The organism is Campylobacter sp. MIT 97-5078 (genome assembly GCF_006864455.1).
Lineage (GTDB): Bacteria > Campylobacterota > Campylobacteria > Campylobacterales > Campylobacteraceae > Campylobacter_D.
Genome location: NZ_QHLK01000020.1, coordinates 1 through 16,952, shown reverse-complemented (window position 1 = coordinate 16,952; position 16,952 = coordinate 1). Strand labels below are relative to the sequence as shown.

The following is a 16,952-nucleotide window of genomic DNA, read 5'->3' as shown; positions in this document are numbered from 1 at the left end:
ATAAACGCTCTATCACCATCTCTTTCAAAACTATCTACAGCAAAAGCAGCCAAAGTTAAGCCATCTATACCAGTATAAAGAGCTTTAGCAGCCATTCCTGCCATATTATCAGTCCAAATGGTACCAAGTTCTTGCTTACCCCAGATGAAGCTAGTGCCATAATCAGCTAAGTCATATTGTAAATATGCCTGACGAAGATAGAAAGTTCTATCAGTTGCAGTTGTGTTACCCACTCCATGGCCACCATTTGCATCTTGATTGTATTGAACTTGCCCAAACACCTTAAAGCCATCGCCTATATCAGCTTTTGTAGCTAATTGCACGCGGAATCTATGGGTTTGTCTTGCATTTTGACCTTGTATAGAACTTTGAGCACCTTTATCAACTCCATCCCAAGTATCCCAAATACCTGTATTATAGCGGTATCTTAAATTTCCTGTAAAATTCACATTCTTAATCGCGTCTTCTAAAGAGATCGCACCCAAGCTCGTAAAGGAACTTAACGCTATACAGCCTACAAGGCTTAACATAATTTTTTTACTCATATTTCCTCCCTTTCAATTAAAGTGAAATTATAGGCATTTTAACATGCAATCATAGGTTTAATATCAAAAATGGTGCAAAATTTACATTCTGGTTACAAAATGTAAATTTTTGATAAATTGAGTTTGCTATGCAATGAAAATAAAAGTCTTGTTGTTGCAATTTTTTTTGATTTTTTTTGAATTGAAAGCAAAGACTTAACATTGTTATTAACAAAAATGACTTTTTGCACGCACAAATTTAAGAAAAATATGTTATAATGAAGTTTAAATTTCATCAAGGAAAATCAAATGAAAGATTTGTTTTTGTTTAGTGCTTTGTTTGATTCAAGTCATACCTTTTCGTATTTCTTTCACCTTGCCTTAGTAGCCGTGATTTCAGTGCTTTTGGCAAGATTTGCAACTCGTTCTATGCAACTTGTGCCTCATGGAACGCAAAACATAGCTGAAGCATATCTAGAAGGTATTTTAAGTATGGGACGTGATACTATGGGAAGCGAAAAGGCAGCCCGCAAATATCTCCCACTTGTAGCTACTATTGGTTTTATCGTATTTTTTAGTAATATCATCGGCATAATACCGGGCTTTCACGCACCATCAGCCAGCCTTAACCTTACGGCGACTTTGGCTATAGTTGTTTTTGTGTATTATCATTTTGAAGGTATTCGCACTCAAGGCTTTTTGAAATATTTTGCACACTTTATGGGTCCTGTGCCAGCGATCGCTCCTTTAATGTTTCCTATAGAGATAGTATCGCATTTTTCTCGTATCATTTCGTTATCTTTTCGTCTTTTTGGCAATATCAAAGGCGATGATTTGTTTTTGATGGTTATACTTGCTCTTGTGCCCTATATTGCACCACTTCCAGCTTATGTTTTGCTTACTTTTATGGCGTTTTTGCAAGCCTTTATTTTTATGATCTTAACTTATGTATATCTAGCTGGTGCAACGGTGGTTGAGGAAGGTCATTGATTTATATTTACGAGTTTTTAAAAGGTGCTAGCGTAGCTTTAATGCTCTTTGGTGCCTTTTATCTTTTTATGCTTTTTCACCATTCTTTCATCCATCTTGTTTTAGGTGCTCTTCCGGGCTTTGTTTTATTTGTGCTTGTATGTTTATGTATAGAAAATTTAAATTTAAGAAACAAGCTAGGAAAAGACTAATTTATTTAAAATATAAATTATAACAAGCATATTTGCAAACAAGCTCATCAAACTCACTACTATCTCCAAAATACGCATTAAGTGTGTGCGTAGTGTTTGGTTTTGTTAGCTGTTTTTGTGTATTTTTTGAGTAGTGGTGAAAAATTGTTCTTTTTGTGAATTTAAATTATTTTCAATCCCTATGACTTAGGAAGCTTTAATTTGACAAATTGAGATGAGATAGTTTTGATAGCCTTGATTTTCGCCTATTTCTTAAGCGAGAGAAATTTGCGCTTCAATGCGTATTAAGATGATAAAATCAAGCTTTTTAAAATACTTTTAAACTCTTTTAAACACAAATAAAGATATAATAAAGCAAAAATTTTTAAAAATAAAGGAAATACGAATGTTTGAGCTTGTCATAGGACTTGAGGTTCATACCCAGCTAAATACCAAAACTAAAATTTTTTGCTCTTGTGCGACTTCTTTTGGAGAAGAGCCAAATACCAACGTCTGCCCTACCTGCCTAGCTTTACCCGGAGCCTTACCTGTTTTAAACGAAGAAGCTGTAAAAAAAGCTGTGTCTTTTGGCAGAGCTGTAAATGCAAAGATCAATCAAACAAGCGTATTTAATAGAAAAAATTATTTTTATCCAGACTTACCAAAAGCGTATCAAATTTCACAATTTGACATTCCTATAGTTGAAAATGGCGAGCTTTTTATCAAGCTTGGTGAGGAGAATAAACGCATAGGCATTACAAGAGCTCATCTTGAAGAAGATGCGGGTAAAAATATCCACGAAGCAAGCTTTTCTAAGGTTGATCTTAACCGATCTGGAACACCTTTGCTTGAGATAGTCAGTGAGCCGGATTTAAGAAGTGCTGATGAAGCGGTGGCGTATCTTAAGAAACTGCATTCTATTATACGTTTTTTGGATATTTCAGATGCAAATATGCAAGAAGGCAGTTTTAGGTGCGATGTAAATGTAAGCATTCGTCCAAAAGGCGATGAGAAGTTTTATACACGAGTTGAGATTAAAAACTTAAATTCATTTCGTTTTGTGCAAAAGGCTATCGAGTATGAGTTAGCAAGGCAAAGTGCGGCTTGGGAAGATGGTACTTACGCACAAGTTGTGGTGCAAGAAACAAGGCTTTTTAATACCACAAATTTAACCACTCGTTCTATGCGTGGTAAGGAAGATAGTGCTGAGTATAGGTATTTTCCTGATCCTGATTTGTTGCCTGTGGTTTTAAAACCTTCTATGCTTGAAGCTAGCTTGCCTGAACTTCCAGATGAGAAAAAGGCTCGTTATATGAGTGAGCTTGGTATAAAAGAAAGCGATGCTGAAGTGCTTATAACAAGTCTTGAATTAAGCCGTTTTTTTGAAAGTTTAATCGCTAGAAAATTAAGCCCAAAACTTTGTGTAACTTGGCTTACAACTGAACTCATGGGGCTTTTAAAGGGCGAGCTTACCATAGAAAATTCGCCTATTAATGCAAATAAGCTTGGGGATTTAATAGCTCGCATAGAAGATGGCACTATTTCAGCAAAAGCTGCAAAAGAAGTGCTTGCCTTTGTGTTTGAAAATGTAAATTTCAGTATAGATGAGGCTATAGACAAACTTGGTTTAAAACAAGTGAGTGATGATTTGGCTATTGAAAAAATCATCGTTGAGGTTTTAGAAAAAAATGCTGATAAAGTCGCTGAATATAAAAATGGCAAGGATAAGCTCTTTGGCTTTTTTGTAGGGCAAGTGATGAAAGAGGGCAAGGGTGCGTTTAATCCTGCCAAAGTTAATGAACTCCTTAAAGCAAAGCTTGGCTAAATGATTGCTATTATAGGAGCTGGCAAGTGGGGGAGTGCCTTACAAGATGCCTTTTTGCAAAATCAGCTTTGTCTCATTACTTCGCCTCACACAAAGAATTTACCTCATTTTGTAAGTGTAGATGAGGCTTTAAAATGTGAATACCTTGTGCTTGCTTTATGGGCTCAAGGACTTGTTACTTGGCTTAAAGAGAATTTCAAAGACAAGGGACAAAAAATTCTCCTTGCTTCAAAAGGCATAGATACAAAGTCTTGCAAATTTTTAGATGAGCTTATGGCTGAATATATTTCAAAGGATAGAATTTGTGTTTTAAGCGGTCCAAGCTTTGCAAGTGAGATTATGCAAAAACTACCTTGTGCTTTGGTGGTAAGTGGGGAAAATCAAGCACTTTGCAAAGAATTTGCAAGTTTTTTTCCCTCTTATATCAAAACCTATGTTGATGATGATGTGCGTGGGGCTGAAATTTGTGGAGCATATAAAAATGTTTTAGCTATAGCTAGTGGGATAAGCGATGGCTTAAAACTTGGCAATAACGCAAGGGCAAGTTTGATCGCAAGAGGGCTTGTTGAAATGCAAAGATTTGGTAGCTTTTTTGGGGCAAGCAAGCGAACCTTTTTGGGTTTATCTGGAGCCGGAGATTTATTTTTAACCGCTTCTAGCGTGCTTTCAAGAAATTATAGAGCTGGACTTTTGCTTGCTGGGGGTAAAAGTAAAGAGGAAATTTTAAATGAGCTTAAAGAAGTAGTAGAAGGCATACCAACAGCCTTTGCTATAGAACAAATGGCAAATAAATATGAAATTTACGCCCCAATAGTCAGCGAGGTGGCTCAAATTTTAAGGGGAAAAAGCGTTACGCAAAGTTTGAAAGATTTGTTAAGATAAAAAACTTTGCTTTTAAAAATGTTGTCATTGTAAGGTTTTAAAATGGCTGGTATTAAAGTTTTTGCTTTAAGTATTTACAAAGTCCTTCGCAAGCCTTGAGGATAAGTTCGTGGCATTCTTCAAAAGTATTTGTATAATAAGGATCAGGTATTTCTTTTTCGGTATTTTCACAAAAGTCTAAAAGATAAAAAAGCTTGTTTTCAAGCCCTTTAAAGTTGCTTTGCACGGCTTTATAATTCATCTTATCCATAACAAGTAAAAGCTTGCTTTCATCGCAAAGCTTTTGGGTGAGTTTTTTGCTGATAAAATGTGTTGCATTTATGCCTTTTTCACTGAGCTTTTTCTTTGTCCTTTTATCCATATCTTCTCCATCATGATAGCCTGCTGTGCCTGCACTTGTGATATTTAGTTTATCATTTAAGCCGTATTTTTGTGCTAAGTTTTTCATCACAAATTCAGCCATAGGCGATCTGCAGATATTTCCAAGACAAACAAAACAAATTTTATTCAAAGCCTTATCCTTAATTCAGTAAAAATTTAAAATTCATATAATACAATATTTTTATGGGAAATTTCAAGAAAAATCTTCTTATTTGCTGGTTTGGCGTCTTTACTACAAGTATGGGTTTATCGCAACTTGCTCCTATTTTACCCTTTTATATACGCTCTTTGGGAGTAAGTGAGTATGGGCAAATCACTTTTTATTCTGGACTTTGCTTTGGTATAACGGCTTTGATGATGACTTTTTGCTCGCCGTTTTGGGGACATTTAACCAACCGCTTTGGCTCAAGATTGATGCTTTTAAGGGCAAGTTTTGGTATGGCTTTTTTAACCCTTTTTCTTGCTTTTGTGCAAAATGTGGAGCAAATCATCATCATAAGGGCTTTAACAGGTTTAGTTTCAGGTTTTACTTCAGCAGCTATTGTTTATATTGCTTTAATCTCACCAAAAGAAAAAGCAACCTATGCCTTAGCCACGCTTTCTACAGCTTCAGTGAGTGGAAATTTGATAGGTCCTTTGTTTGGGGGTTTATTTGCTGAACTTGTAGGTATTCGAGCTTTGTTTGTTGTGATCGCTACACTTTTATTTTGTTCTTTTTTAACGACTTATTTTTTCATCAAAGATAAGGGCAGGGCAAATGATAGTGTGGATTTAGAATTTGCTCAAACAGGGGGCTTGAGGCAGAATTTAAGCCTTTTGCTCACACTTTTTGCTCTTACTTTCATCATACAAGTGGGCTTTAATGCAGTTATGCCTATCATGTCTTTGTTTGTTGAGCAAATTCATCATTCAGCTCGCTTTATCGCTCTTTGGGCTGGGCTTGTTGTAGCTGCAAGCGGGGTAAGCAATATTATCTTTGCTCCAAAGCTTGGTAAAATAGCCGATAAAATAGGAGCTGGAAAGGTTTTACTTATGGCACTGGCTTTTTGTGCAGTGATTTTTTATTTGCATTCTTTGGTAGAAAACATCATCACTTTAATTTTCTTGCGTTTGCTTTTAGGTGTGGGGCTTGGCGGGCTTGTGCCTTGTGTGAATGCTTTGTTTAAAAAGATCGTGCCTCAAAAAAAACTCGGCTTGGTTTTTGGTTTTAATCAAAGTGCTTTTGCACTTGGAAATTTCATCGGTTCTGTAAGTGGAGGCTTTTTGGCTGGGCTTTATAATATAGAGTTTGTTTTTAAGATCATTAGCGTAGTGTTTTTAAGCTTTGCTCTTTACTTTGCTATCTTGCAAAGAAAGAGCATTTTTGCTTAGTCAAGCTCAAGAGATACTTTACCATTTTTGAGTTCATTTACCCTGACGCGAACAAGATCATTTTCTCTTAAATCGCCCTTGATTTTAGAGCTATGCAAAAGTCCATCTATACCGTCTCTAAGCTCGATAAAAGCTCCAAAAGGAGTGATATTTTTAACCTTACCTTCAAAAACTTCACCTATTTCAAAAGGCAAATGATCTTTTTTAAAGCCTCGCTTTTTATCAAATTTGCTTTCTTTTGAAACGATATTGATGATATAATCTTTTGCAGCTTTGACTTGTTCGCTTTTAGAACCAGCGATTTTTACCTCACCTTTATCTCTGTCAAGATCGATTGCTACTTCGAATTTTTCGATGATTTCTTTGATAGTTTTACCTGCTTGTCCGATAATCTCAACGATTTTTGAAGGATCAACGTTGAAAAGTTCAAGTTTTGGTAGAATTTCTTCATTGATGATGATTTCTTTTTCAGCTTCTTCCATAATGTTGAGTATATGTAATCTTGCATCTTTAGCCTGCAATAAAGCTCTTTGTAGTGTGTTTTTATCGATGCCACCAAGCTTGATATCCATTTGTAAAGCTGTAATGCCGTCTTTGCTTCCAGCGACTTTAAAGTCCATATCCCCATCATGATCTTCTAAGCCCATAATATCGGTTAAAACAGCTGTTTTTCCTTCTTCAAAAACAAGTCCCATCGCTACTCCAGCTACAAGCTTAGTTGTTTTTACCCCAGCTGCTCTTAATGCTAAAGCCCCACCACACACGCTTGCCATAGAACTTGAGCCATTACTTTCTAAAATTTCAGATACAAGGCGGATCACATAAGGATAAGTTTCATCGACGCTAGGATATAAAGCCCTTTTTGCCAAATTTCCATGCCCTAGCTCTCTTCTGCCTGGTGCTTTCATAGGACTTGCTTCACCTACTGAAAAGCCCGGAAAATTGTAATTTACCATAAATCTTTCGCTTATACTTGTTTTTTCGGTAAGTAAATCAATCATTTGAGCGTCCGCATCTGTGCCTAAAGTCGCTACCACAAGGGCTTGAGTTTGTCCTCTTGTAAAAAGACAAGAGCCATGTGCATTAGGCAATAAATTTGTTTCTATGCTGATAGGTCGCACTTCATTTAAGCTTCTGCCATCAGCCCTTTTGCCTTCATTGACGATACTTGATCTCACAAATTTTCTTTTAACTTTATTTAAAGCACTCATTATCGCTTCTTTATCTTCGCTTACTTTGCTTTCAAGTATGATTTGGGCGATTTTTTCAAGCTCGACAGCTCTTTCGCTTTTTGCCATTTGATAAAGAGCAGCTTTGATTTCGTCAGAATAATTTTTTTCGATATACTCAGCAAGCTCACTGTGCTCTTCTATGATCTTAAGTTCAAGCTCGCTTGATTTTTTATGTTTGTTGAAGGCTTCTTCATAAGCGTTTGAGCCGTTTTCTATAGCTCTCATACCAAATTCCAAAGCTTGAATCATTTCATCTTCGCTCAATTCATTCATACTTTGCGTAACACTTGCTAAATTTTCAGCAAAATTGTTTTCAAGAGTTAAATTTTCAGTATCATAACTTGGTAAAGTTCTCATTTCTATCATTAAAAGTTCATCTTTAACCCCAGCTAGATATAAATCCAGATTGCTTTTTTTAAGTTCAGAACAAGTTGGATTTAAGATAAACTCGCTTTTGATTCGAGCTATTCTTACTCCGCAAACAGGAGCTTTTATCTCTATATCACTTAAATATAAAGCTACGCTTGCTGCATTTAAGCTCATCACTTGAAGATCAACTTCGCTATCAGCTGAAAGCACCATAACAACGATTTGTGTGGGATAGGCATAGCCTTTTGGAAAAAGTGGTCTTAAGCTTCTGTCGATAAGCCGTGCTGTAAGTGTTTCAGTATCGCTTGGCTTGGTTTCTCGCTTGATATATCCGCCCGGAATTTTTCCAGCCGCATATGCTTTTTCAATATACTGTACAGTTAAGGGCAAAAAATCTTCCTCAACTGGCGTATTTTCCCTTGCAATTGTGGCTAAAACCACACTTTTACCTTGACGCATCAAAACAGCTCCACTAGCTTGTTTTGCTACTTTGTCAATATCAAAAATTTCAAGATGATTATTCAGCTCTATGCTATATGTCATCGTTTCTCCTTTATGTTTTAACGATGAATGAGAACAAAGCTTGTTAAATTTTTCATTAAAAACTTAACAAGCTTTTCTTTCATCGCTCGTATAATTTATACCCAAAAAAAGCTAACTTTATCTAAATATTTACTATAAACTACCGACTTGATTTTCATTTTCTTGTAAAGAAAAGTCATACTGCACGCCACCTATTGGATAGAAATTAAATACAAAATACACACCATTTTTAGACTTTGCATTAATACCGGCACTTGTAAGCTGCGGATCAATTCTTTCTTTATATACTATAGAATAATTCCAACATTTTCGCTGAAAAGTATAACCCACTTCCCAAGCATTTAAATGAGCTCTTTGCGTATCAAACCACGCTCCTGAAAAAAGCTTGTAATTGATATTTGGAGAATAATCCACCCTTGCTCCTATGAAGCTGTGTTTTGTGTTGGTTAAGTTTTCACTCGTATCATTTTTGTAAGCATGGGTAAAATTAAAATTAAATTTTTGCAAATTCAAATCAATCTGGCTAATAACTTTCGTAAAACGAGTTTGCGGGTAAGAATATTCAGCTTCATTACTCACAGAAAAATTTTCAGCAAAAAAATACTGCATCAAATTTTGAAAATCTGTAAATTTTTGAGTTTTGGTATCATAGTTGAAATTTAAGCGATGTTTGAGCTTTTTTTCGGCTTCATTGTTGTAAAAATATTGATTAATCTTAAGATTTAAGCCATCATCAAAGTCTGTGGGACGCAAAAAGTCTTGAGTGATCGCTCCTGTGCTTGCTCCTCTTAAAACATAATCAAGCTCTAAATTTAAAGTATGGTAAAAGTTGTTGTATGCTTTTGCAAGATCAGTATATAAAGCGAGGTTGTGATAATTTTGAATTAAGTATTCTTTATCCTTGCCCCTTGCTCTTCTTGTATAGTCTGCAAAAGAAGCGATAAAAGTTTCAGTAAAGTTAAACTGCAAAAAATCATCAAAAAGTGCTTGGTGGTAAGTCAGTGGCAAATTTGCATTCATAAAATTTGCATACACGCCCTCGCTTCTGTAATAGCGCTTAAAAGTGCCATCATAAGAATACTGAAATATATTATCAAAAATTCCATTTAAAAAGCGGTGGTATTGAAAAGAAGGATATTCTTGTAAGGTTGCAGCATTACTAACGGCTGAAGTGTCGATATAATATCTTGCATAAGCAGCATAATAATTATTTTCATCAGCTAAAAAATAATTCATTTTTGAAGTTGCAAGCGAGGTTAAGTCTCTATAATCTCTACGCCCCAAATTCAAGTAATCCACATCATTAAGATAAATCGCATCAAGCCATAAACCTTCTTGAAAATTGTCTCCAAGAGCAAAGTAATTTTTTAAAAAATCTTGCCTGAGGTATTTAAGCTCCACACCATCATGGCTTTGATTTTTTAAGCGTTCTTTTTGAAAATAATCTTTTCTTTCTCTAAAATATCCAGCATTAAGCTCACCACTTGAATAAGCTGAGTCCATAAAACGCAAGGTAGAATACACCCCAATCCCTCTTTGGGCTCTAATTTGTGGATCAAATTCTATATCATAATGCTCATCAAAAACAAGATAAATGGGCTGTTCATAAAATAAGCCATCATTTCTGTTAAATTCTATCTTTGGGATTAAAAGTCCGCTTTTTCTTGAGGTATCAACACTAAAACCAAAATAAGGCAGATAAAAAATCGGCACATTTTTCACATAGAGCTTAGCATTATAAATATGCAAAAAGTTATTTTCTCTGTTGAGTTCGCCTTCACTAAATTTAAGTTGCCAATCTGGATTTTCAACATTGCAGCTTGATACGACAGAGTTTTGCCCTATGAAATTTTTATCATTAAGTTCACTTTTTTGGCTTTGAAACCATACTTCAAGATCGTTATTTGCAAAAAAAAAGTTTTCGAAATTAGCTTCGTTATTTTTAAGATTAAGTTTTGCATAACACGCTGTGGATCGTTCTTCTTTGCCTCTTAAAACGCTAATATCACCAAAAAGCTCGACCTCTTTGCTTGTCTCATTGTATATAGCTTTATCAGCCTTGATAAAATACAAATCAGAAAAGATTAAAACTTGATCGTTAGCTTTGATAAGCTCGCCTTCTTTTTGCACGGATTTAGCATAAAAATCAACTTGTGCTGCTTCTAAAAAAAAGCATAAAGACAAAAGCACAAAGCTAATTTTACGCAAGCTCGATCACCAAAGTTTTAGCAACATAATCTTGCCATGTTTTTTTTAGATCATTTCCCAAAGCCCATGCAAAGCCAAGAAAAAAAGCTGAACTACTGATTTGCCTAACTACCGCCCTTAAAGCACTTTGGGCTAAATTTGGCTTATCAAATAAAGCTTGATCAACCACAGCGATTTTACACAGCATTTTTCCAAGCGTAGCACCATAAAAAGAGATGAAAAGAGTGTGGTAACAAAATTGTAAAAATACAAGTGCAAAGCTATAATTTGCAAGCATATTTATCATCTCAAGACTATCTTTAGCATTGCTAATTTGCTCATAAAAGACAAAGAAAACGATTAAACTTAAAATAAAATCATCAACTAAAAAGGCAAGCACCCTTTTGCCAATACCTGCTATTTTTAAGCCTTCCCTATCAAGCTTGTCAAGTATATCGTTATTCATTTTAAAACCTGAAAAGCTATGTCTTTTCTGTATTGTTTTCCTTCAAATTCCACATTTTTGCAAAGTTCATAAGCCTTGTTTTGAGCTTCTTGTATGCTTTTACCAAGCCCAACACACACAAGCACTCTGCCTCCATCAGCAAAAAGTTGTCCATCTTCTAAACTCACTCCAGCATAAGAAATATGGGTATTTTCTGGAATTTCTTTGATATGAATAGGCGTTTTTTCAGAGCTTGAATAAGGATAGTTTTTGCTCGCACATACTACGCCTACAGCAAATTCATCTTTAATCTTAATCTGTGTGTGTTTAAGCCTTTTTTCAACGCACGCTAAGATAAGTTCTAAAGGATCATCAAGCAAAGGCATGAGCACTTCGCATTCTGGATCACCAAAACGCACATTGTATTCTAAAACAAAAGGTTTGTTATTTACAACCATAATGCCAGTAAAAAGCACGCCGTTAAATTCATTGCCATCAGCTTTCATACCATTTAGTGTTGGTATGATGATATCTCTTTGAATACGTCTTAAGAGATTTTCATCAGCCAAGGTGCTTGGTGCGTAAGCTCCCATACCTCCTGTGTTTGGTCCTTGATCATTATCTTTAAGTTTTTTGTGATCTTGAGCAACTGGCAAAAGCACAAAATCCGTGCCATCGCACACCGCAAATACGCTTAACTCAAAGCCATCTAAAAACTCTTCGATAACGATGAGTTTGCCTGCATCACCAAAACTTTTGCCACTAAGCATATCTTCACTTGCTTTAAAAGCTTCTTCATAACTTTGAGCGATGATAACGCCTTTTCCAGCACATAAACCATCAGCTTTGATGACAATTGGTGGTGTGAGCGTTTTAATAAAAGCTTTTGCTTTTTGCAAATCACTGGTATTAAGAAATTTTGCCGTTTTGATCTTATGTTTTTTTAAAAAACTTTTCATAAAAGACTTTGAAATTTCAAGCATAGCCGCAGCTTTTGTTGGTCCAAAAATAGGGATATTGTTTTGCCTAAAAAGATCAACCACGCCTTGTGCTAAAAAACTCTCACCACCGACTATACACAGATCAAATTCCTTTGCCTTTGCATAGTTTGTGATGACGCTTACATCTTTTAAATTTAAGTTTGTGCCAAGTTTTTGCATCGCTGCATTGCCGGGTGCAAAAAAAAGTTCGATTTTTTTTGGACTTTGCTTTAAAGCTAAAGCGATAGAATATTCTCTAGCCCCACTGCCTAAGATTAAAATTTTCATGAATATTGCTCCAAATAAAACCCAAATGGTCGTTTGCTAAGATCTGACCCCAAAAAGTCAAGAAAACCACTAGGCAAACACTTAAGGCTGCAACTTCTCGCGTTTTTTAAGACACTCAAACGAAGTCACAGAACACAGAGCATTCGCACGATCGCAGTAAAAAAAATGTGTTGGATCCTCTTTAACATTAATACGAGCCATCCAGGCTAAGAAATTATAACAAATTTTTCTTTATGCTTGATTAAATAAGCTTAAATTTAGTCTTGCCGTATTTATCAAAATGCTTACCTTCAAGGATAATATCAGCCGCATTTTCCCATGCTGTTTTTTCATCGATATACACCATATCAAAGGTGTTATCACGCATTAAAGATTGGTAATTGACCTTTTTTGGAGCATATTTGACGATAAAGTAAGGATTGAGCGTGAAGACTTGAATTTTGATCTTTGTAAGGAGTTCAAGATCGCTTGTAACAACAAGAAATTTTTTACCATGTTCTTTGTTGATCTTTTGTAAATACGCATAAAGCTTTTGATCACTTGGATTTAAAGAAGCCTTATCAAGACGGCTTAGATAAAGTTCAGCAAAAGATAAAGTGCAAAAAGAATGTTCTGTATTATTTCTTGAAAAATATGAGTTTTTCACTCCAGAAGATTTGAGTGCAACACTCCAAATTTTAGTATCCATGATAGTTGCACACAGATTCAGTCCTGTGATGATTTTTTGAAAAAGCTTTTCTCTTGAAAGTTTAAAGGCGTTTTCAAAAAGACTAAGATTTTTTTTATAAAAATCATTTCTTAAAGCTTCTAAACGCGTTAAAGTTTCTTTAAAATAAGTGATCTCTTTGACCAGCTCGTCCATTCTGTCTTGCTTAATCTTGATCTTGTCTGGATCGGGCTTTGGTTTAGAAGTGAGCAAACGCATTTCAGTTTGTGCGGTGCGAAGCTGGTGTTCGTTTGAAGCGAGGCGGTTTTTTCTTGTGTCTATAGTGGCAACTAAGGCTTGATAGTGGCACTGCACCGAAAGAAAAATTTCATTAAAAATTCGCGTTGTATTAAGAAGTTTTTGTTTATCTCTCATATCATTAAATGAGTTTTCAAGATGCATGGTGATGCTTTTAAGTGTGGCAAATTGGGTCTGATTGATAGAATTATCCATGAAAATGAGTGTATCAAAAGCCTTGTTTAAAAAGCGTTTGATGATGAAAAAATCAAGTATGCAAGGGGCTTCTTTATCGTTATTCTCCATATTTACCTTTAAGGCTTCAACAGAGAGAATTTCACCTTCAAAGTATTTTTGAATCGCTTGAGGTATAGTCATAGATAAAGGAATATGATCAATGCTATCAAAATCAGTTGTTCTAAAAAGCTGTGTAATATAAGCACTGCGTCTTGAATTTTGCATGTCTTCAAGTGCATCATCGCTATCAGTTCGCCAAAAATCTTGCTCTGTGATAAAACTATCTTCTTTAAATTCTTGGTATTTTGAAGGTTTTAAGCTTGTGATTCTTTTTCCATCGGCGTTAAATTCAACAAAAACGCCAGCACTTGGCATTGATTTTTTATCATGCCAATTTTGTCTGTTAAAATCAAAAAAAACTTTAGCTAAATTCATTACCGTTCCACGCCCAGTAGAATCCATATATACCATTATCTTCCCATGCATATTTTTCCTTAAAGCTTTTTGTCTTTACTAATAAAAAATCCGCATATATTAACAAATTTTTTATAATAAGCAGATTAAATTTTCACATTAATTCACTTTTCTTATATATAATTAATGCCGACGCATTTTGATTTTAAGCTTAAAAAAGGTAGATAATGTTTATTTATCGTTATGTTAGACATCCTAAGCAAGTTGGAGCTTTGTGTTCAAGTTCAAGCAAGCTTGCCTTTATCATCACTGAAAACATAGGGCTTAAAGAGGCGAATAATATCGTTGAAATAGGTGCTGGAACAGGTGCTTTTACCAAACAGATTTTAAAAAAGAAAAAAAACGAGGCGAATTTTTTTGCGATAGAAATCGATCAAAAAATGGCTCAAAAACTTCAAAAATGCTTTGAAAATCTCGATATAGAAGTGGATTCAGCATATCATTTAAAAGAATTTATGCAAAAAAGAAAAATAAAAAGTCTTGATACCATAGTTTCAGGTATTCCTTGGGCTTTGCTGAAGCCAAAAGAGCAAGAAAGACTTTTAAATGTGCTTTATGAAAGCTTGAGTGAAGGAGGGCATTTTTCTACCTTTGCGTATGTGCTCCCAACTCTTTCAGCAAGGCGTTTTAAAAAGCAACTTTTTTCTTTGTTTGAAGAAGTAAAAATTTCTAAGATTGTGTGGCAAAACATACCTCCAGCTTTTGTGTATTATTGCAAAAAATGATTAAATCAACACCTTAAAGAAAAATAGTTTTAAAACTAAGGTGTTTAAAGATAAATTTTATATATTTTTATACTATACATTAGCTTTGTAAAATATTTATGAAGCATTAAAAGCAGCAGGGTTTTATAATGGACGAAATTATAGTTAAAGACACAACCTTATGATAAGGAATTTTTTGCTTTTGTGAAAAACAAGTGAAAAATGGTAGATTTTATTGGGTTTTTACAAATATCACACCTTCTTAATAATAAAAAAGCGAGATTGTCGGGTATTATTCTGTTAAGTGTGTGTTAAATTGCAAATATCTTGGTTTAATGAGTAATTTGCATAAATAAAGTAAAAGATTATGAAAAAATACGGCTTAATGATGATATAAACTCTATGCGAGTGGTGAGCGGAAATATCAGCTTGATTTTAGATATCTTAAAAACGAGTGCAGATAATGATGCAAATTGATACACACTTATGTTACAATATCTTTTAATCAAAACTGCGAAGGAATGACTGCCATGTTGATTAAAAATGCTAAAATTTATGGACAAGAGCAAGCTGATGTGAGGATAGAGGGCGAAATAATCGCACAAATCGCACCGAATCTAAGCCCAAAAAATGATGAAGAAGTGCTTTATGCAAATGATTTAAGCCTACTTCCTTCTTTTATTGATCTTAATGTCAATCTCAAAAATGATACCTTTAGTCTTGAAAATTTAGAGCTTTTGCAACACGAATGCTTAAAATCTGGCATATCATGCATTATGCTTCGCGATAAAATGAACTTTGATGCTCAAAGTTTTGCTTTGTTTTTACAAGCTTTAAAGCACAATGATATCGAAATTCTTACAAGCATAAGTGTGCTTGATGATGAAAAGAAGATTAAAAACTTAGCTACACTGATTAATAAAGGAGCAAAGGCCTTAGAGCTTCAAAGCTCACTTGATGCGAATTCTTTAAGAATGAGTATGCAATATGCTTTAATGAAAAAAATTCCTATCTTTAGCTTTTGTTTTGAAGCACATTTTGATGATAATGGAGTGATGAATGATAGTTCTACAAGTTTTGAATTAGGACTTGTTGGTATTAGTGAAGTAGGAGAGCTTAGTGAAGTAGCAAAAATGAAGCAAATTGCTGAATTTTACGGCGTTAAGCTGGTGTATGATAAGCTTAGTCTTGCTTCATCTTTGCATTTATTAGACGCAAAAGATAAAACACAAGTTAGCATTCATCATCTACTTAAAAGCGATGAAGCATGCAAGGGTTTTAACAGCTTTGCTAAACTTATGCCACCTTTAAGGAGCAAAGAAAATGCTTACGCTTTAAAACAAGCCTTAAAGGCTGGTAAAATCAGCTTTTTAAGTGCAGATCATAGTGCAAAATCAATCACTTTTAAAGACTTAGCTTTTAATGAAGCTGCCTTTGGAATTCATTCAATCTGCGAATATATAAGTCTTTGTTATACTTTTTTAGTTAAAGAAAGCTTTATGAGCTGGGAAGAACTTTGTGATTACACAAGCTTTAATCAAGCCCAGTTTTTAGGCTTAAACAGCGGTAAAATAGCTGTTGGAAAGCTTGCTAATCTCGTGCTTTTTAATGAAAAAACGAGTTTTTATCCTGTAAAAACAAGCTTGTATGCAAATGATGAGCTATTTGGCGAGCTTAAAGCCCATATCATCAAAGGTAAAGTGCTTTTTAAGGCGGACAATTAAGAGTAGCTTGCAAGGGCAATCTAAAAGTGTCAAAACGCAAATTTGCTATATAAATTAAAAATCAATCAAAATAAATTTAAGTATAAATGAAAAAAGAAAATTTATATAAAATTAATTTTTCTTTTCAAGTTTAAGTTACTTTTAATCCTTTTATTTTTATAATTTTTCATTAAAATTATGATATTAGATATTATCATCTATAACATAATTTTAAGATTTTATTTTTTAAAGAAAAATATGAAAATTCAAAAATCTTAGCGTATTCTTCTATACTTTTAGCTCATTTAGCCTTAGCAAAAACGGCTTTAAAGACAGATAATGTTTATCCTTATAAAAATAAATTTTTTAAAGCCTTATATCCCCATAGCTAAAGCTAGGGACTTTACGGCTAGATTTGGTAATTCAAAATCTTTTCCTAGCCTTCCAAAAAGTGTAACTTTGTTCATTGTTCTTTCCTTATATTGAGTTTAAAGTTTTATGAGCAATTTCTTGCACCTAAGCCTACCTGTCCTTTATTTATTCTTTAATGTTTCATTTTGAGTCCTTGTGTGAGTGTATTTTATGTTTTTGACATAAGTTTGCATTGCTTTACAAGCCATACTTTATTGAAATTTAAAAATATTAACCTCCCCAAACCCAAACAATTTAATAAAACTTTAAGCTTATTTGTATATAATTTCATT

At 34.3% G+C, this 16,952-nt stretch carries 15 protein-coding genes; 7 read left to right on the top strand and 8 right to left on the bottom strand.

Annotated features, from left to right (window positions below):
- On the bottom strand, positions 1 to 545 hold a 545-nt coding region (locus DMB91_RS08295), incomplete at its 3' end, for a major outer membrane protein (protein ID WP_143116897.1).
- A 288-nt stretch (positions 546 to 833) separates the two neighbouring features.
- Between DMB91_RS08295 and DMB91_RS08290 the strand changes: the two genes are divergently transcribed.
- From DMB91_RS08290 to DMB91_RS08275, 4 genes are all read left to right on the top strand, one after another.
- On the top strand, positions 834 to 1,514 hold the full coding sequence (locus DMB91_RS08290) for a F0F1 ATP synthase subunit A (RefSeq protein WP_034903566.1): 681 nt from the start codon (positions 834 to 836) through the stop codon (positions 1,512 to 1,514).
- Positions 1,511 to 1,705, top strand: a complete 195-nt coding sequence (locus tag DMB91_RS08285; protein WP_034903563.1) for a hypothetical protein — start codon at positions 1,511 to 1,513, stop codon at positions 1,703 to 1,705. The genes DMB91_RS08290 and DMB91_RS08285 overlap by 4 nt, the downstream gene beginning before the upstream one ends.
- Positions 1,706 to 2,090: 385 nt before the next feature.
- A complete protein-coding gene (gene gatB, locus DMB91_RS08280; RefSeq protein WP_034903560.1) occupies positions 2,091 to 3,509 on the top strand; it encodes an Asp-tRNA(Asn)/Glu-tRNA(Gln) amidotransferase subunit GatB in 1,419 nt (472 codons plus the stop codon).
- On the top strand, positions 3,510 to 4,391 hold the full coding sequence (locus tag DMB91_RS08275) for an NAD(P)H-dependent glycerol-3-phosphate dehydrogenase (RefSeq protein ID WP_034903557.1): 882 nt from the start codon (positions 3,510 to 3,512) through the stop codon (positions 4,389 to 4,391).
- A gap of 52 nt (positions 4,392 to 4,443) precedes the next feature.
- Here DMB91_RS08275 and DMB91_RS08270 read toward each other — a convergent pair whose 3' ends face one another.
- Positions 4,444 to 4,902: a low molecular weight protein-tyrosine-phosphatase gene (locus tag DMB91_RS08270; protein ID WP_034903554.1), complete on the bottom strand. Its 459-nt coding sequence runs from the start codon at positions 4,900 to 4,902 to the stop codon at positions 4,444 to 4,446.
- Between the two features lie 53 nt (positions 4,903 to 4,955).
- Here DMB91_RS08270 and DMB91_RS08265 point away from each other — a divergent pair, with 53 nt between their 5' ends.
- Positions 4,956 to 6,143 (top strand): MFS transporter, encoded by a 1,188-nt coding sequence (locus DMB91_RS08265; RefSeq protein ID WP_034903551.1) that lies wholly within the window; start codon positions 4,956 to 4,958, stop codon positions 6,141 to 6,143.
- Here DMB91_RS08265 and DMB91_RS08260 read toward each other — a convergent pair.
- The 5 genes from DMB91_RS08260 to DMB91_RS08240 form a co-directional block, all read right to left on the bottom strand.
- Positions 6,140 to 8,287, bottom strand: a complete 2,148-nt coding sequence (locus tag DMB91_RS08260; protein ID WP_034903548.1) for a polyribonucleotide nucleotidyltransferase — start codon at positions 8,285 to 8,287, stop codon at positions 6,140 to 6,142. The genes DMB91_RS08265 and DMB91_RS08260 overlap by 4 nt on opposite strands.
- A 132-nt stretch (positions 8,288 to 8,419) precedes the next feature.
- Positions 8,420 to 10,495, bottom strand: coding sequence for an LPS-assembly protein LptD (locus DMB91_RS08255; RefSeq protein ID WP_034903546.1), 2,076 nt, complete (start codon positions 10,493 to 10,495; stop codon positions 8,420 to 8,422).
- Positions 10,488 to 10,940, bottom strand: a complete 453-nt coding sequence (locus DMB91_RS08250; RefSeq protein WP_034903544.1) for an RDD family protein — start codon at positions 10,938 to 10,940, stop codon at positions 10,488 to 10,490. Before DMB91_RS08250 ends, DMB91_RS08255 begins: the two co-directional genes overlap by 8 nt.
- Positions 10,937 to 12,187: a phosphoribosylamine--glycine ligase gene (gene purD / locus DMB91_RS08245; RefSeq protein WP_034903541.1), complete on the bottom strand. Its 1,251-nt coding sequence runs from the start codon at positions 12,185 to 12,187 to the stop codon at positions 10,937 to 10,939. Before purD ends, DMB91_RS08250 begins: the two co-directional genes overlap by 4 nt.
- A 241-nt stretch (positions 12,188 to 12,428) precedes the next feature.
- Positions 12,429 to 13,853, bottom strand: a complete 1,425-nt coding sequence (locus tag DMB91_RS08240) for a hypothetical protein (protein WP_034903538.1) — start codon at positions 13,851 to 13,853, stop codon at positions 12,429 to 12,431.
- Between the two features lie 155 nt (positions 13,854 to 14,008).
- Between DMB91_RS08240 and DMB91_RS08235 the strand changes: the two genes are divergently transcribed.
- Together DMB91_RS08235 and DMB91_RS08230 are read left to right on the top strand one after the other, a co-directional pair.
- Complete coding sequence (locus tag DMB91_RS08235) at positions 14,009 to 14,566, top strand: class I SAM-dependent methyltransferase (RefSeq protein WP_034903535.1); 558 nt, start codon at positions 14,009 to 14,011, stop codon at positions 14,564 to 14,566.
- Between the two features lie 509 nt (positions 14,567 to 15,075).
- Positions 15,076 to 16,269, top strand: coding sequence for an amidohydrolase family protein (locus tag DMB91_RS08230; RefSeq protein ID WP_034903533.1), 1,194 nt, complete (start codon positions 15,076 to 15,078; stop codon positions 16,267 to 16,269).
- Positions 16,270 to 16,622: 353 nt separating this feature from the next.
- Here the strand turns inward: DMB91_RS08230 and DMB91_RS09000 are convergent, their stop codons facing one another.
- Entirely contained in the window at positions 16,623 to 16,715 is a 93-nt protein-coding gene (locus tag DMB91_RS09000) for a single-stranded DNA-binding protein (RefSeq protein ID WP_143116896.1), read from the bottom strand.
- Positions 16,716 to 16,952 lie beyond the last annotated feature (237 nt).

Bases quoted from the DNA above. Each gene is read 5' to 3' on its own strand.
- DMB91_RS08240 (WP_034903538.1), bottom strand. From the start codon at position 13,853: ATGCATGGGAAGATAATGGTATATATGGATTCTACTGGGCGTGGAACG.
- DMB91_RS09000 (WP_143116896.1), bottom strand. From the start codon at position 16,715: ATGAACAAAGTTACACTTTTTGGAAGGCTAGGAAAAGATTTTGAATTA.
- DMB91_RS08230 (WP_034903533.1), top strand. From the start codon at position 15,076: ATGTTGATTAAAAATGCTAAAATTTATGGACAAGAGCAAGCTGATGTG.
- DMB91_RS08260 (WP_034903548.1), bottom strand. From the start codon at position 8,287: ATGACATATAGCATAGAGCTGAATAATCATCTTGAAATTTTTGATATT.
- gatB (WP_034903560.1), top strand. From the start codon at position 2,091: ATGTTTGAGCTTGTCATAGGACTTGAGGTTCATACCCAGCTAAATACC.
- purD (WP_034903541.1), bottom strand. From the start codon at position 12,187: ATGAAAATTTTAATCTTAGGCAGTGGGGCTAGAGAATATTCTATCGCT.
- DMB91_RS08290 (WP_034903566.1), top strand. From the start codon at position 834: ATGAAAGATTTGTTTTTGTTTAGTGCTTTGTTTGATTCAAGTCATACC.
- DMB91_RS08250 (WP_034903544.1), bottom strand. From the start codon at position 10,940: ATGAATAACGATATACTTGACAAGCTTGATAGGGAAGGCTTAAAAATA.
- DMB91_RS08235 (WP_034903535.1), top strand. From the start codon at position 14,009: ATGTTTATTTATCGTTATGTTAGACATCCTAAGCAAGTTGGAGCTTTG.
- DMB91_RS08275 (WP_034903557.1), top strand. From the start codon at position 3,510: ATGATTGCTATTATAGGAGCTGGCAAGTGGGGGAGTGCCTTACAAGAT.
- DMB91_RS08265 (WP_034903551.1), top strand. From the start codon at position 4,956: ATGGGAAATTTCAAGAAAAATCTTCTTATTTGCTGGTTTGGCGTCTTT.